The sequence below is a fragment of the Mycobacterium persicum genome (assembly GCF_002086915.1).
Lineage (GTDB): Bacteria > Actinomycetota > Actinomycetes > Mycobacteriales > Mycobacteriaceae > Mycobacterium > Mycobacterium persicum.
Window position 1 is genome coordinate 5791739 of record NZ_MWQA01000001.1, and the last position, 22819, is coordinate 5814557.

General features: G+C 65.8%; 19 protein-coding genes. 6 read left to right on the forward strand and 13 right to left on the reverse strand.

What is annotated here, in order from left to right; all coding sequences use genetic code 11:
* Positions 1–313 precede the first annotated feature (313 nt).
* On the forward strand, positions 314–3133 hold the full coding sequence (gene ppc, locus B4U45_RS26345) for a phosphoenolpyruvate carboxylase (RefSeq protein WP_075546222.1): 2820 nt from the start codon (positions 314–316) through the stop codon (positions 3131–3133).
* A 65-nt stretch (positions 3134–3198) separates the two neighbouring features.
* Here the strand turns inward: ppc and B4U45_RS26350 are convergent, their stop codons facing one another.
* Genes B4U45_RS26350 through tkt form a run of 6 tightly spaced genes read right to left on the reverse strand, consistent with a single transcriptional unit; the run spans position 3199 to position 10115 of the window.
* Positions 3199–3597, reverse strand: coding sequence for an ATPase (locus tag B4U45_RS26350; RefSeq protein WP_075546051.1), 399 nt, complete (start codon positions 3595–3597; stop codon positions 3199–3201).
* A 49-nt stretch (positions 3598–3646) separates the two neighbouring features.
* Positions 3647–4387 carry a 6-phosphogluconolactonase gene (gene pgl / locus B4U45_RS26355; RefSeq protein ID WP_075546052.1) on the reverse strand — a complete coding sequence of 247 codons (741 nt, stop codon included), beginning with the start codon at positions 4385–4387 and terminating at the stop codon, positions 3647–3649.
* On the reverse strand, positions 4384–5295 hold the full coding sequence (gene opcA, locus B4U45_RS26360) for a glucose-6-phosphate dehydrogenase assembly protein OpcA (protein WP_075546053.1): 912 nt from the start codon (positions 5293–5295) through the stop codon (positions 4384–4386). The genes pgl and opcA overlap by 4 nt, the downstream gene beginning before the upstream one ends.
* Positions 5296–5344: 49 nt before the next feature.
* Positions 5345–6895: a glucose-6-phosphate dehydrogenase gene (gene zwf / locus B4U45_RS26365; protein WP_219858812.1), complete on the reverse strand. Its 1551-nt coding sequence runs from the start codon at positions 6893–6895 to the stop codon at positions 5345–5347.
* Positions 6892–8010, reverse strand: a complete 1119-nt coding sequence (tal, locus tag B4U45_RS26370) for a transaldolase (protein WP_075546055.1) — start codon at positions 8008–8010, stop codon at positions 6892–6894. Before tal ends, zwf begins: the two co-directional genes overlap by 4 nt.
* A 14-nt stretch (positions 8011–8024) precedes the next feature.
* On the reverse strand, positions 8025–10115 hold the full coding sequence (gene tkt, locus B4U45_RS26375; protein ID WP_075546056.1) for a transketolase: 2091 nt from the start codon (positions 10113–10115) through the stop codon (positions 8025–8027).
* Positions 10116–10408: 293 nt separating this feature from the next.
* Between tkt and B4U45_RS26380 the strand changes: the two genes are divergently transcribed.
* On the forward strand, positions 10409–11392 hold the full coding sequence (locus tag B4U45_RS26380; RefSeq protein WP_089025139.1) for a heme o synthase: 984 nt from the start codon (positions 10409–10411) through the stop codon (positions 11390–11392).
* A gap of 181 nt (positions 11393–11573) precedes the next feature.
* Positions 11574–15287 (forward strand): trehalose-phosphatase, encoded by a 3714-nt coding sequence (otsB, locus tag B4U45_RS26385; RefSeq protein WP_219859550.1) that lies wholly within the window; start codon positions 11574–11576, stop codon positions 15285–15287.
* A gap of 79 nt (positions 15288–15366) precedes the next feature.
* Here otsB and B4U45_RS26390 read toward each other — a convergent pair whose 3' ends face one another.
* Both B4U45_RS26390 and B4U45_RS26395 read right to left on the reverse strand, forming a co-directional pair.
* Positions 15367–16002, reverse strand: coding sequence for a hypothetical protein (locus B4U45_RS26390; RefSeq protein WP_023373288.1), 636 nt, complete (start codon positions 16000–16002; stop codon positions 15367–15369).
* Positions 15999–17108, reverse strand: a complete 1110-nt coding sequence (locus tag B4U45_RS26395; protein WP_244899422.1) for a putative toxin — start codon at positions 17106–17108, stop codon at positions 15999–16001. Before B4U45_RS26395 ends, B4U45_RS26390 begins: the two co-directional genes overlap by 4 nt.
* A gap of 303 nt (positions 17109–17411) precedes the next feature.
* Here B4U45_RS26395 and B4U45_RS26400 point away from each other — a divergent pair, with 303 nt between their 5' ends.
* Positions 17412–18539, forward strand: a complete 1128-nt coding sequence (locus B4U45_RS26400) for a hypothetical protein (protein WP_075546060.1) — start codon at positions 17412–17414, stop codon at positions 18537–18539.
* Here B4U45_RS26400 and B4U45_RS26405 read toward each other — a convergent pair.
* Complete coding sequence (locus B4U45_RS26405; RefSeq protein ID WP_023373294.1) at positions 18536–18826, reverse strand: WXG100 family type VII secretion target; 291 nt, start codon at positions 18824–18826, stop codon at positions 18536–18538. The genes B4U45_RS26400 and B4U45_RS26405 overlap by 4 nt on opposite strands.
* Positions 18827–18828: 2 nt before the next feature.
* The gene (locus B4U45_RS26410; protein WP_129111742.1) at positions 18829–19155 is read right to left on the reverse strand and encodes a WXG100 family type VII secretion target; all 327 of its coding nucleotides are present in this window, start codon (positions 19153–19155) and stop codon (positions 18829–18831) included.
* A gap of 89 nt (positions 19156–19244) precedes the next feature.
* Here B4U45_RS26410 and B4U45_RS26415 point away from each other — a divergent pair, with 89 nt between their 5' ends.
* Positions 19245–19682 (forward strand): hypothetical protein, encoded by a 438-nt coding sequence (locus B4U45_RS26415; RefSeq protein WP_023373298.1) that lies wholly within the window; start codon positions 19245–19247, stop codon positions 19680–19682.
* 5 nt (positions 19683–19687) lie between these two features.
* Here the strand turns inward: B4U45_RS26415 and B4U45_RS26420 are convergent, their stop codons facing one another.
* Together B4U45_RS26420 and B4U45_RS26425 are read right to left on the reverse strand one after the other, a co-directional pair.
* Positions 19688–20002, reverse strand: a complete 315-nt coding sequence (locus tag B4U45_RS26420; RefSeq protein ID WP_075546223.1) for a YbaB/EbfC family nucleoid-associated protein — start codon at positions 20000–20002, stop codon at positions 19688–19690.
* 68 nt (positions 20003–20070) lie between these two features.
* On the reverse strand, positions 20071–21048 hold the full coding sequence (locus B4U45_RS26425) for a quinone oxidoreductase family protein (protein ID WP_023373302.1): 978 nt from the start codon (positions 21046–21048) through the stop codon (positions 20071–20073).
* A gap of 19 nt (positions 21049–21067) precedes the next feature.
* Here B4U45_RS26425 and B4U45_RS26430 point away from each other — a divergent pair, with 19 nt between their 5' ends.
* Positions 21068–21922, forward strand: a complete 855-nt coding sequence (locus tag B4U45_RS26430) for an ATP-grasp domain-containing protein (protein ID WP_219859552.1) — start codon at positions 21068–21070, stop codon at positions 21920–21922.
* Here B4U45_RS26430 and B4U45_RS26435 read toward each other — a convergent pair.
* On the reverse strand, positions 21872–22807 hold the full coding sequence (locus B4U45_RS26435; protein ID WP_219859580.1) for a COX15/CtaA family protein: 936 nt from the start codon (positions 22805–22807) through the stop codon (positions 21872–21874). The genes B4U45_RS26430 and B4U45_RS26435 overlap by 51 nt on opposite strands.
* Positions 22808–22819: the final 12 nt, after the last annotated feature.

Below are 22819 nucleotides of genomic sequence, written 5' to 3' on the forward strand. Positions count from 1 at the left end.
CGGCGGCCAGTTTGCGCCTGGGACCAGCAGGTTCAGACTCCCCGGCGACGAGCGCCGACGAGCCTGCGGGCGGGGGAGCCGCCATCACGAGGGGGCGATTGCGAACGGGTGTTGCACGAGGACCAGTGCCGTTCAGGGCGTCGCGCATCTGCGTCGCCATTATCCGGTGAAATCGCCAAAGACGCCGGAGCCACACTTGTCGCCCCACGGCTACGCGGTCCATGCGTCGGCACGACGGCCCCGTAGGGCAGATCAGCCCGCAAACGTGCGGTCCACGCCGTTGCCCTACGGCCCGTCGCTGATACTGGGACTCATGGGTGACGCTACCGACCTGGTTTCAGATGCCGCGCTGGAACCGATTGGCGATGTCCACCGGACCCGGCTGGGGCGCGAGGCGACCGAGCCGATGCGCGCCGACATCAGGTTGTTGGGCTCCATCCTGGGCGACACCGTTCGCGAACAGAACGGCGACGAGATCTTCGAACTCGTCGAGCGAGCACGGGTGGAAGCCTTCCGGGTGCGTCGCTCCGAGATCGACCGAACCGAGATGGCGCGGATGTTCGACGGTATCGACATTCACCGGGCGCTTCCGGTCATTCGGGCCTTCAGCCATTTCGCGTTGCTGGCCAACGTCGCCGAAGACATCCACCGGGAACGCCGCCGCGCCGGTCACATCGCCGCCGGGGAGCCGCCGCAAGACAGCAGCCTAGCCGCCACGTACCTGAAACTCGAAGCGGCCGAGCTGGATTCGGTCACCGTTGCCGACGCGTTGAAGGGCGCGCTGGTTTCCCCGGTCATCACGGCCCATCCGACCGAGATCCGCCGGCGCACCATCTTCGTCACCCAGCACCGGATCACCGAGTTGATGCGGCTCCATGCCGAGGGCCACAGCGAGACCGACGACGGCCGCAGCATCGAATTGGAGCTGCGTCGCCAGGTTCTGACCTTGTGGCAGACCGCGCTGATCCGGCTATCGCGACTGCAGATCAGCGACGAGATCGCCGTCGGGCTGCGGCTGTACCGGTCGGCGTTCTTCAAGGTCGTCCCGCAGGTCAATGCCGAGGTGCGGGGGGCATTGCGCGACCGGTGGCCCGACACCGACCTGTTGTCGGAGCCCATTCTGAAACCGGGATCATGGATCGGCGGCGACCGTGACGGCAACCCCAACGTGACCGCCGAGGTGGTGCGGCTGGCCACCGGCGGCGCCGCCTACACCGCGCTGTCGCACTACCTGGCCGAGCTCGACCAGCTCGAGCAGGAGCTGTCGATGTCGTCGCGGCTGCTCACCGTCACACCCGAGCTGTCCGCGCTGGCCGACGGCTGCCGTGACAAGGCTCGCGACGACGAACCATACCGGCGGGCGCTGCGCGTGATCCGCGCCCGGCTCAGCGCCACCGGCGCCGAGATCCTGGACCAACAACCGCAGCACCAGCTGGACCTGGGATTGCCGCCGTACGCCACGCCGGGTGAGCTGCGGGCCGACCTCGACGTCATCGATGCATCGCTGCGCACCCACGGCAGCGCGCTGTTGGCCGACGACCGGCTGGCTTTGTTACGAGAAGCCGTGCACGTCTTCGGTTTTCACCTGTGCGGCCTGGACCTGCGGCAAAATTCCGACGTACACGAGGAGGTCGTTGGCGAGCTACTGGCATGGGCCGGGGTGCATCCCGACTATGGCTCGCTGCCCGAAGACGAGCGGGTTGCGCTGCTGGTCGGGGAGCTCAGCACCCGGCGACCGCTGATCGGCGGCTGGGCACAATTGTCCGACCTGGCGCGTAGCGAGCTGGACATCATGGCGGCCGCCGCCCACGCGGTCCAGACCTACGGTCCCGAGGCGGTGCCCAATTACGTTATTTCCATGTGCCGGTCGGTATCGGACATGTTGGAGGCGGCGATCCTGCTGAAAGAGGCCGGCTTGCTGGACGCCTCGGCACCGCAACCGTACTGCCCGGTGGGTATCTCGCCACTGTTCGAAACGATCGACGACCTGCGCAACGGCGCGACGATTCTGCAAGCGACGCTGGACCTTCCGCTCTATCGCGGGCTGGTCGAGGCCCGAGGTGACATACAGGAGGTGATGCTCGGCTACTCCGACTCCAACAAGGACGGCGGGTATCTGGCCGCCAACTGGGCGGTGTATCGCGCCGAGCTGGCCCTGGTCGAAACGGCCCGCAAGTCGGGAATTCGGTTGCGGCTCTTCCACGGTCGCGGCGGCACCGTCGGCCGCGGTGGTGGCCCGAGTTATCAAGCCATCCTGGCGCAGCCGCCGGGCGCGGTGAGCGGCTCGTTGCGTCTTACCGAGCAGGGCGAGGTGATTGCCGCCAAATACGCCGAGCCGCAGATGGCGCGGCGCAATCTGGAGAGCCTGTTGGCCGCAACCCTGGAATCGACGCTGCTGGATGTCGAGGGTCTCGGTGACACGGCGGCGCCGGCCTACGGGGTGCTCGAGGAGGTCGCCGCCCTGTCGCAGCGTGCGTATGCCGAATTGGTCCACGAGACACCGGGTTTCGTCGAGTATTTCATGGCGTCCACGCCGGTCAGCGAGATCGGGTCGCTGAACATCGGCAGTCGCCCGACGTCCCGCAAGCCCACCTCGTCGATCGCGGACCTGCGCGCCATTCCATGGGTGCTGGCGTGGAGCCAGTCGCGGGTGATGCTTCCCGGATGGTACGGCGCCGGCACGGCGTTCGAGCAATGGATCGCGGCGGGCCCCGAAGGTGAGGCCGAGCGACTCGACGTTCTGCACGATCTCTACCAGCGGTGGCCGTTCTTTCGCAGCGTGCTGTCCAACATGGCGCAGGTGCTGGCCAAGAGCGATCTAGGCCTGGCCGCCCACTACGCCGAACTCGTCGCCGATGAATCATTGCGGCGCCGGGTTTTCGACAAAATTGTCGACGAACATCACCGCACCATCACCCTGTACAAGCGCATCACCGGCCACGACGATCTGCTGGCCGACAACCCGGCCCTGGCGCGGTCGGTGTTCAACCGCTTCCCGTACCTCGAGCCGCTGAATCACCTCCAGGTGGAGTTATTGCGTCGCTACCGCTCGGGCGAAGACGACGAATTGGTGCAGCGCGGCATCCTGCTGACGATGAACGGGCTGGCCAGCGCGCTGCGAAACAGCGGGTAGCGGCGGGCGTCGCGAGTGTGATCGCCAACTGCGGCCCGACCCCGTCACCGCTGCCGAGTCAGCGCTCAGTGGACCGCGCGGTTGCGTAGCCGGTCCAGCACGCCGCGGACAGCGTGCTCGGTGACCGACAGTGGCGACATCACGGTCTCGCCCAGACTCACGATGTAGTCGATCCGGTCGACGATGGCTTCTACCGGCTCGACCAGCATAATAAGCCGCTTGGCCAGATCGTCGAGGCTGGATAATGTGCCCTCGAGGTGGTCCAGGCCACCCTCCAGCCGCTCCACCGTGGTGTTGAGAGCCGACAGTGAACTGTTCAGCTCCTTCATCGTCTTGTCCAGTCCCTCGAGGACGTCCTCGACCTGCTCCACCGTCTTGTCGGCGTTCAGCGCCGCCTGGGTGAGGGTCTTGATCCGGCTACGCTCCGCCCCGCTGCGCACGCTTCTGTCTGCCATGACGGCCATTATTGCGCCAGTTGGAGCCGACGCGGCTTCGAGTCTGCCGACCGCGTTGTCAGCCGAGCTTGACCGCGGCCTCCTCGTCGAGCAGCCACAGTGTGCTCTCCCGTCCGACTGCTCCGGCCGCCGGCACCGCAACCGGGTCCGCGCCGCCGATGGCAGCGGCCACCGCGTCGGCCTTGGCCCGGCCCGAAACGATCAGCCACACTTCGCGGGAACGCTGTATCGCCGGTAGGGTCAAGGTGATTCGTTGGGGCGGGGGTTTGGGCGAGTCGTCGACGGGGACCACCAGACGAGTGGCCTCACGCACGGCCGCAGTGTGCGGGAACAGCGAGTTGACGTGGCCTTCTGGCCCCATTCCCAACAGATGTACGTCGAAATTCGGTGCCCGATCACCGGGTGCCGCATTTGCTGCCAGCACCTGTTCGTAGGCCAGTGCCGCGGCGTCCAAATCGGTGCCGAACTCACCATTACTGGCGGCCATCGGGTGCACCTGGCTCGGTGGGATGTCGACGTGATCGAGCAACGCCGCACGCGCCTGCTTGTCGTTGCGCTCGTCATCGTCCTCGGAGACGTAGCGCTCGTCACCCCAGAACAGATGAATCTTGGACCAGTCGATCCGCGGCCCGGACGCACCGAGATAGCGCAGCAACGCGGTGCCGTTCCCGCCGCCGGTCAGCACGATCAGTGCTTGCCCCCTGGCCGCCACCGCGTTGTCGATGGCCCGGATCAGTCGTTGGCCGGCGGCCTCGACCAGAATCTCGCTGTCAGGAAAGGTCTGGACGTCCAGATTCATAGGTACTGCACCTTCTTGATGCCTTCCAATGCCGCGAAGTAGATTTCGTCGGGGTCCAGCCGGCGCAGATCTTCGGCCAGGCATTCCCCAGTTACCCTGCGCGCCAACGGAACCCGGGCATCGGGCCGGGCCGTCCGGCTCAGGGTGGCGGTGGTCCCTTCCTGCGGTCGGCTCAACACGATGGTCTCGCTCTTGCGCACCAGCTCGACTTGGAGTTTGCCGACCGCGCGGCGCACCGGACCGTCGATCCGGCTGGCCAGCCAGCCCGCCAGGATGTCGAGCGCCGGCTCGGTCTTCAAGCCCGACACGAGCGCCGACTCGATCGGTTCGTGGGGCGGCTGGTCGACGGCAGAGGTCAGCAATGCCCGCCAATAGGTGATGCGACTCCAGGCCAAGTCGGTGTCGCCGGTGGTGTAACCGGGTAGTCGGCTCTTGATCGCCGACAGCGGGTCGACGCCATTGGTGGCGTCCATGATGCGCCGAATCGCCAACTTGCCCAAGGGATCCTGGGCAGGTACCGCCGGAGCGATGTCGGGCCACCAGACCACTACCGGGATGTCGGGCAGCAGGAACGGGATGACGACGCTGTGGGCATGGCCGGAGAGGGGGCCGGACAGTCGCAACACCACGACCTCCCCGGCGCCGGCGTCGGCGCCCACCCGCAGTTGGGCGTCCAGGCGTGGTTTCTCGGCGTACGGATTACCTCGCATCACCACGATGATCCGGCTGGGATGTTCATGGCTGGCGGAGTTGGCGGCTTCGATGGATTCTTCGAACATCGCCTCGCTGTCCGGGGCGATGATCAGCGTCAGGACCCGGCCCATCGTGACAGCGCCGATCCTTGCGCGTAGCTCGTCGAGCTTCTTATTGACCGCGGTGGTGGTGGTTTCGGGCAGATCGACGATCATTGGCGTCGCTCCTTTTCATCGCTTCGCAATCCATCGTCGCCGGCGCGGATCACGGGCGCCGCCACTCCCGGCCGGTGCGGTGCAGCATCTGGAATGCCGAATCCGGGCCCCACGTGCCGGCCTCGTAGGGGTCAGGCTTGCCATGTGCCGCCCAGTAATCGAGGACTGGATCCAGTATTTCCCAGGCCAATTCGACCTCCGCATTGACCGGAAACAGCGACGGTTCGCCGAGCAGCACATCGAGGATGAGCCGCTCGTAGGCCTCCGGTGAGTCTTCGGCGAACGCCGAGCCATAGGAGAAGTCCATGTTGACGTCGCGGACTTCCATCGCACTGCCCGGGACTTTGGATCCGAACCGCAGGGTCATCCCTTCGTCCGGTTGCACCCGGATGACCAAAGCGTTGGCTCCGAGCTCGTCGGTCATGGTGGCGTCGAACGGCAGATGGGGCGCCCGCTTGAAGACCAACGCGATCTCAGTTACCCTGCGGCCCAGGCGTTTTCCGGTGCGTAGATAGAACGGCACACCGGCCCAGCGGCGGGGGTCGACCTCGAGCGTGATCGCGGCGAACGTCTCGGTGGTGGAGTCCTCGGCGAAACCTTCCTCGTCGAGCAGACCCACCACTTTGTCGCCGCCCTGCCAGCCGGCCGTGTATTGCCCACGGCTGCTGGTCTCGTCGAGCGGCTCGGCGAGCCGAGTCGCCGAGAGCACCTTGATCTTTTCCGCCTGCAACGCAGACGGTTTGAAGCTGACCGGCTCTTCCATCGCGGTCAGCGCCAGCAGCTGCATCAAGTGGTTCTGGATGACGTCACGGGCCGCACCGATACCGTCGTAGTAGCCGGCCCGACCACCCAGGCCGATGTCTTCGGCCATGGTGATCTGCACATGGTCGACATAGTGCGCATTCCAGATCGGATCCCAGAACTGGTTGGCGAACCGCAGCGCCAGGATGTTTTGCACCGTCTCTTTGCCCAGGTAGTGGTCGATGCGGAAGACCGATTCCTCCGGGAAGACCGCGTTGACAGCCTTGTTCAGCTCGCGGGCGCTGTCCAGGTCGTGACCGAACGGCTTCTCGATGACGACCCGGCTCCACCGGTCACCTTGCGGACGGGCCAGTCCAGATTTGTGCAACTGTTCGCACACCACCGGGAAGGACTTGGGCGGGATCGCCAGATAGAAGGCGTGATTGCCGCCGGTGCCGCGCTCGGCGTCGAGTTTGTCCAGCGTCTCGGCGAGCCGCGCAAACGCCTGCTCGTCATCGAAAGAGCCTGGTACGAAACGAAACCCCTCGGCCAGCCGATCCCAGTTCTCCTGCCGGAACGGGGTCCGGCAGTGTTCTTTGACCGCCTGGTAGACCACCTGGCCGAAATCCTGAGTGTCCCAGTCTCTGCGGGCGAATCCCACCAGGGCGAATGTCGGCGGTAGCAGCCCGCGGTTGGCCAGGTCGTAGATCGCCGGCATCACCTTCTTGCGGGCCAGGTCGCCGGTGACGCCGAAAATCACCATGCCGCAGGAACCGGCGATTCTGGGCAGCCGCTTGTCCAGCTTGTCGCGCAGCGGGTTGTGCCACTGCGTGGCGGCGGAGTTGCGAGCTGCGCTCATTTGGTGACGGAGTCGAGCTGCGCCTGAGTCTCTTTGAGCAGCTCCGTCCACGCCGCCTCGAACTTCGCCACGCCTTCGTTCTCCAGCACGATGAACACATCGTCCAGGTCTATGCCGACCGCCTGAAGGTTGTCGAATACCTGCTGGGCGTCGGATGCGGTGCCGCTGACGGTATCTCCTGTGATCACGCCATGATCGGCGACAGCATCCAGCGTCGGTTCCGGCATGGTGTTCACCGTGTCGGGAGCCGCCAACTCGGTGACATAGAGAGTGTCCGCGTAGTCGGGGTTCTTGACGCCGGTCGAAGCCCACAGGGGTCGTTGTACGCGGGCGCCGTCTGCCTTGAGGGCTCGGAAACGGTCGCCGCCCCCGAAGACTTCCTGGTAGGCGGCATAGGCGAGGCGGGCATTGGCTACCCCGGCCTGCCCGCGCAATGCCAGCGCGTCCTGCGATCCGAGCTTTTCCAGCCGTTTGTCGATCTCGGTGTCCACCCGGGACACGAAAAACGATGCCACCGAATGGATCTTGGATACGTCCTGGCCACCTTCTCGTGCCTTCTCGATTCCGGCGAGGAAGGCGTCCATGACCGCACGGTAGCGTTCGACGGAGAAGATCAACGTGACGTTGACCGAAATCCCCTCGGCCAGAACGGCGGTGATGGCGGGCAGGCCGGCCTTGGTGGCCGGAATCTTGATGAACAGGTTCGGCCGGTCGACGATCTTCCACAGCTCGACGGCCTGCTGGATCGTCTTGTCGGTGTCGTGCGCCAGTCGCGGGTCCACCTCGATCGATACCCGGCCGTCCAGTCCGTCGGAAGCCTCCCACACCGGGGCGAACACGTCGCAAGCCCGGCGCACGTCGTCGGTGGTGGCGGTGCGCACCGTGGCGTCCACGTCGGCTCCGCGCTCGGCCAGCTCGGCGATCTGGCCGTTGTAGGCATCGCCTTCGGCCAGCGCCTTCTGGAAGATGGACGGATTGGTGGTCACGCCGACGACACACTTGGTGTCGATCAGCTCCTGCAGATTGCCCGAATTCAATCGGTCGCGGGACAGGTCGTCCAGCCACACGGATACGCCCACGGCGCTGAGCGCGGCGAGGTTGGGGTTCTGACTCATGGAAACGCCCTTTCTCAGTTGTCGAGTGCTCGTTCCGCGGCGGCGGCAACCGCTTGCGCGGTAAAGCCGAATTCCCGGAACAACGTCTTGTAGTCGGCGGATTCGCCGTAGTGCTCGATCGAGATGATCTCGCCGGTGTCCCCGACCAGTTTGTGCCAGCACTGCGCGACACCGGCCTCGACGGCGACCCTGGCCGACACCGACGGCGGCAGCACGCTGTCGCGGTAGTCCGATGGCTGGGACTCGAACCACTCCACGCAGGGCATCGACACCACTCGCGCGATAATGTCCTTGTCCGCCAACAACTGCTGGGCCTCGACCGCGAGCTGCAGCTCCGAGCCGGTAGCGATTATCACCACGTCAGGCTCGTCATCGCCGACGTCGCCAAGCACATAGCCGCCACGGGCGACGCCCTCGGCGCTGGTGCCCTCGAGCACCGGTAGGCCCTGCCGGGTCAAAATCAACCCGACCGGACCGCTGCCGTTGCCGCGGGCCAGGATCGTGCGCCAGGCATATGCGGTCTCGTTGGCGTCGCCCGGACGTACCACCGAGAGCTGGGGAATCGCCCGCAACGCCGCAAGGTGCTCGATCGGCTGGTGGGTCGGCCCATCCTCGCCCAGCCCGATCGAGTCGTGCGTCCAGACGTAGATGGTGTCGATATCCATCAGAGCAGCCAGCCGCACCGCCGGGCGCATGTAATCGGAGAACTGTAAGAACGTGCCGCCATAGGCGCGGGTGGGGCCATGCAGCACGATGCCGGACAGGATGGCGCCCATCGCATGTTCGCGGACCCCGAAGTGCAGGGTTCGGCCATACCAGTGCGCGGTGTAATCCTTGGTCGAAATCGACGGCGGGCCAAAGGAATCCGCGCCCTTCATGGTGGTGTTGTTGCTGCCCGCCAGGTCCGCGGACCCACCCCACAACTCCGGCAGCTTCGGTCCCAGGGCAGACAGCACCTCGCCTGAGGCCGCACGGGTGGCCAGCGCTTTGGACCCGGGTTCCCAATGCGGCAGGTCGTCGTCCCATCCGTCGGGCAACTGCTCGGCGGTCAACCTGTCCAGCAGCGCCTTACGTTCCGGTTCGCGCTGTGCCCAGGCGTCGAATTCGACCTGCCAGCGGTCGTGGGCTTCTTTGCCGCGAGCCACCAGACCCCGAGTGTGGGTGAGGACGTCGTCGCGAACCTCGAAAGTCTTGTCGGGATCGAATCCCAGCACCTTCTTCACGGCGGCCACCTCGTCGTCGCCGAGGGCCGCACCGTGCGCCTTCCCGGTATTCATCAGATTCGGCGCCGGGTAGCCGATGATGGTCCGCAGCGAGATGAACGACGGCCGGTCGGTGACGGCCTTCGCGTTGGCAATGGCCTCCTCGATCCCGACGACGTTCTCGCCGCCCTCCACCTCCTGTACGTGCCAGCCGTAGGCGCGGTAGCGGGCGGCGGTGTCCTCACACAGCGCGATGTCCGTGTCGTCCTCGATCGAGATCTGGTTGTGGTCGTAGAACACGATTAGGTTGCCCAGCTGCTGGACGGCGGCCAGCGACGACGCTTCGGAGGTCACTCCTTCCTCGATGTCCCCGTCGGAGGCGATCACATAGATGTGGTGGTCGAAGGGGCTGGTGCCCGGCTCGGCGTCCGGGTCGAACAGACCACGTTCGTACCGCGACGCCATGGCCATTCCGACCGCCGACGCCAACCCCTGACCCAGCGGGCCGGTGGTGATCTCCACACCTCGGGTGTGCCGGAATTCCGGGTGTCCGGGAGTCTTGGAACCCCAGGTGCGCAGCGACTCGATATCGGATAGTTCGAGGCCGAAGCCGCCCAGGTAGAGCTGAATGTAGAGGGTCAGGCTGCTGTGCCCACACGACAACACGAACCGGTCGCGGCCCAGCCAGGTGGTGTCGCTCGGGTCGTGGCGCATCGTGCGCTGAAATAGGGTGTAGGCCAGCGGAGCCAGGCTCATGGCCGTCCCGGGGTGACCATTGCCGACCTTTTGGACGGCGTCGGCGGCAAGCACCCGGATGGTGTCGACCGCAGCCGAATCGATCTCGGTCCAGTCGTCGGGGTGGCGCGGTTGGGTAAGCGTCGAGATCTCTTCGAGTGTGGTCACAGATTCAGTCCTCAGTTCAGTCCGCAGTCCAGGGTCATCAAACTGATCAATCCCACCCTAGTGCGGGATGGCCGGCGGTTGCAGGCCCCAAGTTGGAGTAACCATCGCGGCCTGTAGCAAAGCGTCCAACAGCACTGTGAAAATAGCCTGCCGGCTGCGTAGGCTGTGCAATCAGTGCCGCAAGGCCGGAAAAATTGCTGTGAATCGACCCTGCGGCGCTGCTGCCGCGGCCACGCCGTCTACCATCGTGCGTAGTAGAAGCTGTGCGCGGCCGTTCCCCAAGGAGTTATTTCGTGAGCGTTCGTGGCCGCGTCGCGACGGGCCGCATACCTGGCATACCTGGCATGGCCAGGCGGCAGTACGCGCCGAACATCGCGACGTCGAAGAGGAGCCGCGCGCTCGCAACAGCGTTGGCCTACCTGGCGTTGACCAAGCCGCGGGTCATCGAGCTGCTGCTGGTCACCGCGATCCCGGCGATGCTGCTTGCCGATCGCGGCAGCGTACATCCGTTCGTCATTCTCAACACGCTGATCGGCGGAATGATGGCCGCCGGCGGCGCGAACACCCTCAACTGTGTGGCCGACGCCGACATCGACAAGGTGATGAAGCGGACGGCGCGTCGGCCGCTCGCGCGTGCGGCGGTGCCGACCAGAAGCGCGCTGGCCTTCGGTCTGGCGCTGACGGTGGTCTCCGTTCTCTGGCTGTGGTGGACGACGAACCTACTGTCGGGGCTGCTGGCCCTGGCGACGGTGGCGTTCTACGTGTTCGTCTACACGCTGCTGCTCAAGCGCCGCACCTCCCAGAACGTGGTGTGGGGCGGGGCGGCCGGCTGCATGCCGGTGATGATCGGCTGGTCGGCGGTCACCGGCACCCTGGCGTGGCCGGCGCTGGCGATGTTCGCGATCGTCTTCTTCTGGACGCCGCCGCACACCTGGGCGTTGGCGATGCGGTACAAGGAGGACTACCAAGAGGCCGGCGTGCCCATGCTGCCCGCGGTGGCGACCGAACGTCAGGTCACCAAGCAGATCCTGATCTATACCTGGCTGACCGTGTTGGCGACGCTGGCGCTGACACCGGCGACCGGATGGCTGTACGCGGCGGTAGCCGTGGTGGCGGGTGCGTGGTTCCTGGCGATGGCACATCAGTTGGACGCGGGTGTCCGCGCCGGTGAGCCGGTCAAACCGCTGCGCCTGTTCCTGCAGTCGAACAACTATCTGGCGTTGGTCTTCTGCGCACTGGCGGTCGACTCGGCGTTGGGCCTACCTACGCTGCTCTAGTTTCCAAGCGCTGCTCTAGTTTCCGTACGGCGTGCCGCCATGGCCTAGCTGCCTTCGCTCGACGGGACCTTTGTCACCAATCGGCTGCCGAAATGCTCGGATCACCCGGAAAAGGTTCTCGCCGTTGCGCATGCGCGCGACCATTGGACGTTGAGTACCCGGGCCAAGGGGGATCCCCGCGATGAAGTCGTTCACGATCGATCCGCGTCGGCACGACGGGGTGATCTTCGTTCTCGACACTCCTGCCGTGCCGATGAGACCCGAGCCTGACGACTCGGTGATGGAGTCGACCCTCGCGCTTGCCCATCGGCTCCGCCAAGCCGGATTGGTCACCGCCCTCTACACGCCGGCCGGCCACAGCATCCGAGTTCTGGAGGCGACGGGGATCGCCGAACCGTTCACCGCCCGGGTCGAGCGAGCCCCCGCGGGGGCACCGGAACTGCCCACCAAGCGCTACTGCATCGGCCTGTTAGCGGCCGCCGGCAAGCTGGGAGTCGCCGCGGAGCGATCGGCGGTGATTGCGGGCGATAGCGGCGGGGGTGCGGCGGCCCGTGAGTGCGGCTTCGCCTACGTCGTTGGTCTCGACGAGGAGGGGCATCCCGACGAGCTACTGCACTGCGGCGCCGACGTCGTCGTCGCCAATCTCTCCGACGTCATGGTCCGCACCGGCGACGAATGCATGTCGCGGCGCCCCAACGCGCTGGATTCCTACGGTCAGGTCATCGGGATGGTCTCCGGCCGGCAGCCGTTCGTCTGTGTGAACTACGACAGCACGCTGTCGGAGACCGTGCCGGACCCCGACCTCGCCACGCTGGTCGACGGTGCGGCCGAGGCGCTTGCGGATTTGGCGATGCAGTGTCCGGTCGCGATGCTGTCCGGCCGGGATCTGGCGGATATTCGCAACCGGGTGGGGCTGCCGGGCATCTGGTATGCCGGCGGCCACGGTTTTGACCTGATGGCACCCGACGGCACTCGGTATCAGCATGACGCGGCGGCCGCCGCGGTCCCCGTGCTGGCAAGCGCGGCCACCGCACTTCGCGACGAACTGGACCCGACATCGGGTGCGCTCGTCGAACACACCCGGTTCGTCGTCCGCGTGCACTATGGCAAGGTCGCGCATGAGCAGGTGTCCGCGGTGGTCGGGGCAGCGCACCGGCAGAGCCGACGACACGGCCTTCGGCTGACCACCGCCCGCGGCGTTGTCGAACTGCGCCCCGATGTCGACTGGGACAAGGGCACCGCACTTGCCTGGATCCGCAATCACGTCATCGAATCGGGGGTCGAATCGGGGGCCCAACCGGGCCGGGTGCTGCCGATCTACATCGGTGGCGACCTCACCGACGAGGACGCCTTCGACGCCGTGCGGTTCAGCGGTATCGGGGTCGTGGTCCGGCACGACGAGGACGGTGACCGCCCGACCGCTGCCAGCTTCACGCTGACCAGCCCCACCGAAGCTCGTGACTTCGTCCGGCGTGGCGCCAGGTGGCTGGCTTATGACCGGGAGACGCGCGCTCGCGGTTGGACTTTCACCTGGGAGGGTTACGATCCGCCGAGCGAAAAGCTGCGTGAAGCCCTGTGCACGGTGGGCAACGGTTACTTCGCCACCCGAGGGGCAGCTCCGGAATCGAAGGCCGGGCAAGTCCATTATCCGGGAACCTATGCCGCCGGTGTCTACAACCGGCTCGATGATCTGGTCGCCGGTACCAGGACTGCGCACGAAAGCCTGGTGAATCTGCCCAACTGGCTTCCGCTGACCTTCCGCATCGACGGCGGTGACTGGTTGGACGTCGACGCGGTGACGTTGCTGTCCTACCGCCAGACCCTGGACCTGCGCGGTGCGGTGCTCGCTCGGGAGCTGACCTACCGCGACGACGCGGGCCGCACCACCTCGATAACGCAGCACCGGTTCGTGGCGATGAACCAGGCGCACGTGGCGGCGCTGCAAACCACCATCGTGGCCCAGGACTGGGAGGGGACAATCGAGATCCGGTCAACCCTGGACGGCGACGTCCGCAACTCCGGCGTGGAGCGTTACCGGGACTTGGCCAGCAACCACCTCCAGGTACTGGAAAAGGTTGCGCTGTCAGAGAATTCGGTGCTGATGGCCGTCGAGACCACCCAGTCGAAGATCCCGGTCGCGCTGGCCGCGCGGACCAGCGTGTGGCACGGCGATGCGCCGGCGCCCGCGACGTATCGACTGCTCGACCAGGAATTCGAGATCGGCCACCAGATCTTCACCGACCTGAAACCGGGTCAGCCGCTGACCGTGGAGAAGATCGTCGCCCTGGTGACCGGGCGTGACGTTGCCACGTCACACCCGTCGACCGGAGCCGAGCGCAGGCTCGCCCGCCAAGGGCGGTTCGCCGACATCTGTGCTGCCCATCGGCTCGCCTGGGCGCATCTGTGGGAGCGGTTGTCGATCGAATTCAGCAACCACACCGAAGAGTTGCGAGTCTTGCGGCTGCATCTGCTTCATCTGCTGCAGACGGTGTCCTACAACAGCGAGGAACTCGATGTCGGCGTCCCGGCCCGCGGGCTGCATGGCGAGGCATACCGCGGCCATATCTTCTGGGACGAGCTGTTCATCTTTCCGGTGCTGAACCTGCGAGTTCCCACGGTCACCCGGTCGTTGCTCCGGTACCGGCATCGGCGCCTGGTGGAGGCTCGGCGCGCGGCCAAGCTGGCCGGTTACCGCGGCGCCATGTACCCATGGCAGTCCGGGAGCGACGGGCGAGAGGAAAGCCCGGAGCAGCACCTGAATCCGCGATCCGGGCGATGGCGACCCGATGCCAGCCATCGCGCGCACCACATCGGCATCGCCGTCGCCTACAACGTATGGAACTTCTACCAGGTCACCGGTGATTTGGCGTACATGATCGACTACGGCACCGAGATGATGGCCGAGATCGCCCGATTCTGGGTGAGCCGGGCCACCTACGACCGGGACCGCGACCGCTACACCATCAACGGAGTCATCGGGCCCGACGAATTCCACTCCGGCTACCCGGACCGGCCATACGACGGCGTGGACAACAACGCCTACACCAACGTGATGGCGGTCTGGGTGATCCTGCGGGCCATCGACGCGCTGCAGCTGATGCCGCTGCCCAACCGGCTGGACCTGTGCGAAGAGCTGGGCGTGACCGACGAGGAGCTCGCCCACTGGGACCACGTCAGCCGGCGCATGTTCGTTCCGTTCCACGATGGTGTGATCAGCCAGTTCGAAGGATACGAGCAATTGCTGGAACTGGATTGGGACGCTTACCGACGGCGATACCGCAATATTCAGCGGCTCGACCGCATCCTCGAAGCCGAGGACGACGACGTCAACCGATACCGGGCGTCCAAGCAGGCCGACGTGCTGATGCTGCTCTACCTGCTGTCGGCCGACGAATTGCGGGAGCTGTTGGACCGGCTCGACTACCACTTGGATCCGCGCCGGATTCCGGAGATGGTCGACTATTACGTGGCGCGTACTTCACATGGGTCGACGCTGAGCGCGGTCGTCCATGGCTGGGTGCTGGCCAGGGCCAACCGGGATCGGGCGCTGGAGTTCTTCCAGCAAGTGCTCAAGTCCGATATCGCCGACATCCAGGGTGGCACCACTTCGGAAGGCGTCCACCTCGCCGCCATGGCCGGCAGTGTCGATTTCGTGCAACGGTGCTTCACTGGCCTCGAGATTCGTGGAGATCGCATCGTGCTGTCTCCGCTCTGGCCGGAATACCTTGGTGCGCTTGGCTTTCCGATTCACTACCGCGGCAACCACCTGCACCTGCGGGTCAGCGGCAAGGGCGCGGAGATCAGCGTCGAACCGCGTGATGTGCCGCCGGTACAAATCGAATGCCGCGGACGAGTGGAACTCCTGGTACCGGGCAGCGTCGTCCGATTCACCTAGGGCCGGCTGGGTGAGCGTTGTGGCTGCGGGCGTGGGCATGCTCGACCGGCGCGAGCCGCGGGTGAGGCGGGGGACAGGACTAGTCCGGGGGCAGTTTGTCGAGGGTCTTTTGCGCTTCCTTGCGCCAGACCTCGTCGTTGAGGTACCTCGCAACGGTCACCCGTACCCCGGTGGCGCGTTGGCGCACCAGGGCCGCCATAGCGTCAGCCCGAGTTGTCGGATCGGCGAGTTGGCTAACCACTAGCTCCTTGGCCTCCTCGGTCTTGAATCGGCCGAGCCAGCGCACCAACTCAAACTTTGTTGAGAAGTCCTTGCCGGAGCGAAGCAACGCGGCCACCCTTGGGAAGTCGGAGCCATCACAGACTTCAGCCAGGGCAAACCCGGTGACTTCGAGTTCCAAGCCGCTCAGCGGCGGGTCGATATCGAATTGGTGGAATAAGATGTCGGCGGCAACACGGTTGCCTTTGGCGTTCTTGGTGATCAGGTTGCGGATCAAGGCGACTCGCCAGGCGCGGCGATCTTCTTCGGCTGGGATGCGTTCGTCGAGGTTCTGCAGCCAGTCCACCATGATCGGCACTGCCTGAGGGTAGTCGTAGCGGGAGTTGACAAGTTGGAAGATGGTGTCTTCAGGGATGCCAGCGGCGTTGAGTTCGTGTTTCATCGCTCGTCGGTATTCCGGCCAGGTTGCGGGGTCGTCGCCGTACTTCTGGTTCATGACAGGTTCTTGCTGTCGTCGATTACCACATCCAGTCCTTCAAAGTCGCGTTCCAATGTTTGTTCTACGCTTCCGGCGTCCGTCCGGCCTTTGTCCACCACGATGACCAGCTTGTAGCCGTTGTCGCGCGCCCACTCTGCGATATCGCGGATCTGCTGGGTGGTGTCGAGCTTCTTAACATTTTTGACCTCACGCACTACGTGATTTTCATCGTCGATTTCATCAGGGATCCTGAACCTGGGGCGGCCAGGTTTCGGGTTCCTGACGGGGATCCGCACCTTCTTTGACTGGTCGATGCCGGCGATGTCCTCGGCGCGGCGGCCTTTGCGGCGGTTGTCGTTTAACCCATGCGTCGGTGTCGGATTGACCCGACGCGGCACCAGATCCAACAGCCGCTTCACCGCGGGCAATGCCGTGCCCATGGCGCTGCCTGCCGCCGTCAAATCGGTCATCGACGCGGTCGCGGTGGTGCGCAGCGCGGCGTTGAGCCCGTTGATTTGGGTAACGGCCGCGGCGATGAAGGTCTCCTTGATCGGCCCGGTCAGTCGATGCAGCACCGGCGGGTAGCTATCCAAAATGATTATCAGCCAATGCAACTGGTTGACGACGAAGGCCATGTCGTCCTTGACGGACTTCAGCTTATTGCCGTAATCCTTTGCCGCACGCGACAAATCGCCACAAGCGCCGGCGATATCGGTGTTGACACCGCGCGCCTCCTCCAGCCGGTCGACCAGCGGCGCAATCTCGGCGGCCTCCACATCGACGATCAGCCGTTGCTCTTCGGGGCCGGGTTGATCGTCGATGCGAACGAGGTCGTGGCCGAAGGTTTCCCAGGCCGCCGAGGCCGCCAGCGCATGATCGGGATGCCCGTCGGGCCAGCCGTCCACGATGCGGTCGGCGACCAGATTCCAGTGCGGCGGTTCGGGATCGCCGCCACCGGCCACCGAACTCACAGCCACCGCCGCGTCGATGAAGGTGCCGGCGGATTCACCCGGCGGGGTGATCGGCGCGCCATAGGCATCGCGCTGGTTGAGGGTCGAGGCTTCCTCGGTTTGGTCGTGGTTGATGCCGTTTTGGCGTAGCAGGCTGCCCAAATTGTGGAACACGTTGACCAACCGGTAGGCGACCTGGCCGGCCTCCTCGGCCGCGGCGTCGTAGGAACTCGCCCATTGCGGGCCGACCCCGTGGGTTCCGGCCGCTCCGGCGGCATCCACCCCGGCCAGCTTGCGCAGCGCGGCGCCGGCGTGGTCGCTGTTTTCCTTGTACGCCGCGGCCGCGTCGTAGAACAACTCCGGGTCAACGTCAGTCATGGCCGCCCCGCCCACCTCCCGCGCTAGCGGATCGATTGTATGGCAACCTGGCGTTCGGTGATTTCGGGTGAATTCGGACGACAGTAAGGGCTGACCCCATTGTCCTATGACCTGACCGTCTACGCCGCGTCCAGCATCGACGACGAGCAGTTGGAAGAAATCGTCGCATCGGTCCCCGGGTTGTCGGTCGGCGATAGCGGTGACCATGAGATGACCGTGCTGCGCGGTAAGCAAGAAAAGTACTCGTTCACCGTCTTCGGGCCGCACGAGATCGAGCCCGAGGACGTGCCGGACGACGTGGTGCCGCATGTGCTGGACCCGACCACCAGTTGGCAGATCGTCATCGAGGGCAGCGATCCGGCCGAAGTGCGGCCCGCCCGGCGGTTCGCCAAGGCGTTGGCTTGGGCCGCGGGGGGTGTTGCGGTCGACGAGCAGACCGAGGAGATTCTCGGCGCGAAGAGGGCACGCCAGATCGCCTCGCCCGGTTCGGAGCTGATCCGCATCGTTGACTTGCAGTGGCACTCACCGGAGTCGGCGCCCGACGCGGCGACCCTGTGGCTGGAGCTGGCAAGAAAGTTTCTGCCCGAGGCGCTGCCACGTCGCTTCGGCAATGTCTACCCGCTGCGGTATCGGCTGGATCGGGATGGAGACGACCAATTCATCGCAACCTTCGCCTCCCACGGCGCATGGTTCAAGGCCACCCTGCCGTGCATCGACGGCGGGCTGTACCTCGAGCCATGGGACGGCATCCTGATTGACACCCTCAAAATGGTGGCCCAACCGTTGGACGACCCACCGTGGCGCAACACCGTGCAGCGCTTCTTCGTCGAGTACGCCCGCCGGCGCGGCAGCGTGCTGGCCACCGGCGAAGTGCTACGCAACCACAAACTGTCCGGACCCCCAGACACCAGCTGGGATCTGAGCGGCTCACTGCGCGGCCCCGGCGGGATCCTGGGTCTGCCGGCCAACCCAGTCTGGTGGACCTGGCTGGGCAACGATTACCTGCCACTGGTCCGCGATTATCTGCCGCCCGAACACACCACCTACTACGACGAGGGCGCCCTATACGCGCCGACCGAGGAACCCACCGATCGCGGCCAACTCGCCGGACTGCCCGATCCGTTCCCGGCGTCACTGCGCGTCACGGCCATCCCTTCGGAATATGGGCCTAGCAACACTCCCATGAACAGCCCGGCGGCGATCCGCCCTCGCCTCAACCAGGGTTAACCGCCCCACATCGCGGTATTAACCTCCGCGTTATGCACATAGTTGCGATGCGCGATGTGCGCGTTGAGGTGCATGTCGAACACCACCTCGCTCATCTCGTCCGCCCAGCCCTGCCAGTGCTGCACCCGCTCCAGAAATGCGTCGAACGCCACACCTTCCCAATGATGTTGCAGGCCACGCAATTCGGTGGCCACCTCGTTGAGGCGATCCTTCATCACCAGGCAAAACTGCCGCATCGCATCGGCGGCGTCCACCAAGTCATGCTCGTTGACGGTGCGGCGCGCCATGATCAGCGCCCGTCAACCGGGCCAGCGGGCCTGATGCTGCCGAAAGCATCGGCCGCGGCGTGCTCCATCTGGGCGTAGCCGGCGGCCGCGGCTGCCAGCGATTCCCCGATCCATCGCAGGTCGGCGAGCATCTGGCCGCACTCGTCGTCGATCTCGGCCCAGACATCCAGATAGGCACTGGCTGCCTGACCGGTCCAGGTGCCGGCAAGGCCGTCCGTCTGCCCGCCCAGCTTGTCGCGCAGGCCATCGATCTCGTCGGCAGCGCCCGTCGTGGTCTTCGACGCGTGAGCCAGCTCTGCACAGTAAACGCGAAGCTCTTCGGCCGCCATGCTGACCACCCCTCGAAAAGACGTCGTATCCGCAGACTACTGTCACAGGCGGTCCACACGCGACTAGAACGAAGCGGAGATGGCGAGCTATGGCCGGTTGGCGCGACAGCGTGACCGAGGAAGCACAAGCCGACCTCGACGAGTTGGTCGACGCCGCAACCGGGTTCGCGCTCGAGCGGGTCGCCTCGGCGGGTGAATTTCTGCCGTTCGCCCTCGCGGTGTCCAACGGCGGCGAACGACAAGCCATCGCGCCTAACTATCCCCGCGGTCGTGAACTGCCGATAGCAGAGCAGATCGCTACGCAGTGGCGCGCGCTCACCGACTTGAAGGACAGCCTGCGGGCCGCCGCCGTCGCGGTCAACGTCAGATTGACCGAGGCGAATCAGGACGGTATCGAGATCAGCGTTGAGCACCGCGAAGGTGTGGCGATCGGGCTGATCTTCCCCTACACCCGCGGCGCCGACGGCGCTTATCAGCTTGAGGCACCCTCGGCTCACCGGGAAGATCCACGCATCTGGGTGTCTTGACGTCCCTACGCCGGAGGCGGCAGGTCTCGCATCGCCGCCAGGGCGTCGGCAATACTGTCCGCTAGCTCCGCAACATCATCGGCCATGCATTCCTGCGCGTAATCAGTTGCCGCGCTGATGGTTTCGTTGATCATCCGAGCAACGTCGTGGGCGCCCATGCCAAGTATCCCCGGGTTGATGCTGAGTCCGATGAGGCGTCGATGCCCATTAACCGTCACCTCGACGGCGCCTGTCTGATGTGTGGCGGTGAACGCCTCGGCGTCCATCCGGTGAACCTGCTGGTCCAGAAGAGACATCACGACGTCGGCCTGATCAAACATCCGTCTGACCTGGGGGTGATGAGCCGGGCTCACATTATCTCCGTCGATTCACGCAGCGGGTCAGCGACTTACGGCAGCAACACTATTGAGCCGGTGGTCTTGCGGCCCTGCAAGTCCTGATGTGCCCGGGCAGCTTCGGCCAGCGGATACCGACCGCTGATCTCCACGTTGACCACCCCGCCGCCGATGACGTCGAACAGCTCGGCGGCGCGCCAGCCGAATTCCTCGCCGGTGCGCAGGAAGTGGACCAGTGATGGGCGGGTCAGATACACCGACCCGGCCGCGTTGAGGCGCTGCGGGTCGACCGGCGGAACCGGACCGGAGGCGGCGCCGAACAGCGCCAGCGTCCCGCGGACGGCCAGGCTGGCCAGGCTGGCGTCGAACGTGGTGGCGCCCACGCCGTCGTATACGGCCGCCACACCGGCTCCGTCGGTCAGTGCCCGGATCCGATCGGCGAACTGCCCGGCATCGGTGGGGTAGTCGAGAACCTCGGCCGCACCGGCTTCCCGGGACAGCTTGGCTTTCTCCGGGGTCGAGACGGTGCTGATCACCCGCACTCCCAGGTGAGTGGCCCACTGCGTCAAGATCAGCCCGACACCGCCGGCGCCGGCATGCACCAAGATCGTTTCGCCGGATTGCACCGGGTACACCGACTTCAGCAGGTAATGGGCGGTCAGGCCCTTCAGCAACGCCGACGCCGCCACCTCGGAGCTGACGCCGTCCGGTACCTTGGCGCTCAAAAACGCTGGCGCCGTGCAGAATTCGGCGTAGCCACCATTGGCGGAAGCGCTGACCACCCGGTCGCCCACCGTGATGGCGCTCTCGACTCCTTCACCGATGGCCACCACGGTGCCGCACACCTCGGAGCCGATGATGAACGGCAGTGGTCGTGGGTACTGCCCCGAACGGAAATAGGTGTCGATGAAGTTGACACCGATCGCCTCGGCCTTGACCAACAGTTGGCCGTCGCCCGCCTCGGGCTGTGCCGTCTCGACGTAGCGCAACACCTCGGGGTCGCCGGTTTCACTGACTTCGATTGCGTGCATCTGGTTATCATGCCCGGCAATGAAGCTTGCCCGGCCGGATATCTTCCATCCGCGCGTCGTGCTGGCGGGTTGGCCGCGGCAGCCCGCCGGTGACGGCGACGACGTCGGGCTGGTTGCGGCGTTGCGCCACCGTGGGTTACACGCCCATTGGTTACCTTGGGACGATCCCGACGTGGCGCGCGCGCATCTGGTGATATTGCGGGCCACCCGCGATTACGCCGAGCGCCTCGACGAGTTCCTGCCCTGGACCAGCAGCGTGGCCAATCTGCTGAATGCCCCTTCGGTGGTCGCCTGGAACGCCGACCGTGGCTATCTGGAAGACCTGGACAGTCGGGGAGTGCCGACCGTGCCCGGTGAGGTATCCGCGCCGGGCCAGCAGATCCGGCTGCCGTATGCCGGACGGGTCTTCATCAGCCCGACGGTCGGCACCGGCGCCCGCCGGTTCAGTGATCCCTCGCCGGCCGCGGCCTATATCGCCGAACGCCGGCAAGGCGGCCATTCGGTGGTGGTGCAGACGGCCGGCCCGGACGTTGAAACGGTGCTGATCTTCCTTGGGGGCCAGCCGTCGCACGCCTTCACTTCGCACGATGACGTGTTGCGCCAGGGTGAGCCCGATTTCGAAACCTGGGAGATCGGCGCCGCCGCGCTGGGCGCCGCCGCGGCCGCATGCGGCGTCGGCATCGGTGAGTTGCTCTGCGCGCGGGCCCACCTGGTCGGTGCGCGGCTGCTGGAACTGCAGCTGGTGGACCCGTCGTTGGGGTGGCGGCGATTGGACGCATCGGCCCGCGATCGGGGCCAGCGGCGGTTCGCGGGGTGCGTGGAGTCAGCTCTGGAGCGGGTGGGGCTGGGCCCGTTCTCGCATCGACGCCCATAGCGCCGCGGTGGCTGCGGTGCACGCTGCGGCCCCGGCGACGTGGGTGGCGACCAGCGCCGGCGGAACCCCGATGTGGTACTGCACGATGCCCACCAGCGCCTGCGCGAAAACCAGGGCGAGCAGCACGGCGAGGCGCCGCAGGATCGGCCGTCCCGCACCGACAGCCAACAACCCGAATCCGAGGCCGACCAGCAACGCCAGGTAGGAAACCAGCAGCGACGAATGCAGGTGCACCAGGGTGTTGATCTCGACTTTCAGCCGCGGCACCGTGCGGGTGGGGCTCTTGTCACCGGCATGCGGCCCGGCGGCTGTCACCAGCGTGCCGGTGACCAGGACCGCGGCCAGATTCACCGCGCTCAACACCGTGAGCGCGCGCAGCGGTCGGACCACGAGCCGGCGAACAATCCCGTCGTCGGGCTCGCCGATCTTGACGTAGAGCAACACCGACAGCCACACCATCGTCATGGATGCCAACAGGTGAACAGACACTGTCCACCACAGCAGCCCGGTGCGTACCGTGATGCCGCCGATCACCGCCTGCACCACCGTCGACGCGGGCATCAGCCATGCGTAGACCAGCACCTCGGGACGCCGGCGCGCCCTGGTGACCGCCAGCACGGCAGCCGCCGCGGCGATCACGACCGCGAAGGTGATCATCCGGTTGCCGAACTCCACCGCCTGGTGGATCCGCGGCACTTCGGCAACCGCTACCGGGGTGAAGCTGCCGGGGAAGCACTGCGGCCAGGTCGGACAACCCAGGCCCGACGCCGTGACCCGCACGATCGTGCCCGTGACCGCGATACCGCCCTGGGTCACGATGACGGCGGCGGCAATTGCGCGCTGCACCCGCAGACTCGGGTCGGGGAGCAGGTCCACCAACCGCATCAGCGTTCGTCC

Excerpts from the sequence above, each read along its gene's own strand:
- otsB (WP_219859550.1), top strand. The coding sequence starts at position 11,574 with ATGAAGTCGTTCACGATCGATCCGCGTCGGCACGACGGGGTGATCTTC.
- pgl (WP_075546052.1), bottom strand. The coding sequence starts at position 4,387 with ATGAATCTGGACGTCCAGACCTTTCCTGACAGCGAGATTCTGGTCGAG.
- opcA (WP_075546053.1), bottom strand. The coding sequence starts at position 5,295 with ATGATCGTCGATCTGCCCGAAACCACCACCACCGCGGTCAATAAGAAG.
- tal (WP_075546055.1), bottom strand. The coding sequence starts at position 8,010 with ATGAGTCAGAACCCCAACCTCGCCGCGCTCAGCGCCGTGGGCGTATCC.
- zwf (WP_219858812.1), bottom strand. The coding sequence starts at position 6,895 with ATGAGCGCAGCTCGCAACTCCGCCGCCACGCAGTGGCACAACCCGCTG.
- ppc (WP_075546222.1), top strand. The coding sequence starts at position 314 with ATGGGTGACGCTACCGACCTGGTTTCAGATGCCGCGCTGGAACCGATT.
- B4U45_RS26350 (WP_075546051.1), bottom strand. The coding sequence starts at position 3,597 with ATGGCCGTCATGGCAGACAGAAGCGTGCGCAGCGGGGCGGAGCGTAGC.
- B4U45_RS26435 (WP_219859580.1), bottom strand. The coding sequence starts at position 22,807 with ATGCGGTTGGTGGACCTGCTCCCCGACCCGAGTCTGCGGGTGCAGCGC.
- B4U45_RS26425 (WP_023373302.1), bottom strand. The coding sequence starts at position 21,048 with ATGCACGCAATCGAAGTCAGTGAAACCGGCGACCCCGAGGTGTTGCGC.
- B4U45_RS26410 (WP_129111742.1), bottom strand. The coding sequence starts at position 19,155 with ATGGCGGCCGAAGAGCTTCGCGTTTACTGTGCAGAGCTGGCTCACGCG.
- B4U45_RS26430 (WP_219859552.1), top strand. The coding sequence starts at position 21,068 with ATGAAGCTTGCCCGGCCGGATATCTTCCATCCGCGCGTCGTGCTGGCG.
- B4U45_RS26415 (WP_023373298.1), top strand. The coding sequence starts at position 19,245 with ATGGCCGGTTGGCGCGACAGCGTGACCGAGGAAGCACAAGCCGACCTC.
- B4U45_RS26420 (WP_075546223.1), bottom strand. The coding sequence starts at position 20,002 with ATGTTTGATCAGGCCGACGTCGTGATGTCTCTTCTGGACCAGCAGGTT.
- B4U45_RS26405 (WP_023373294.1), bottom strand. The coding sequence starts at position 18,826 with ATGGCGCGCCGCACCGTCAACGAGCATGACTTGGTGGACGCCGCCGAT.
- B4U45_RS26390 (WP_023373288.1), bottom strand. The coding sequence starts at position 16,002 with ATGAACCAGAAGTACGGCGACGACCCCGCAACCTGGCCGGAATACCGA.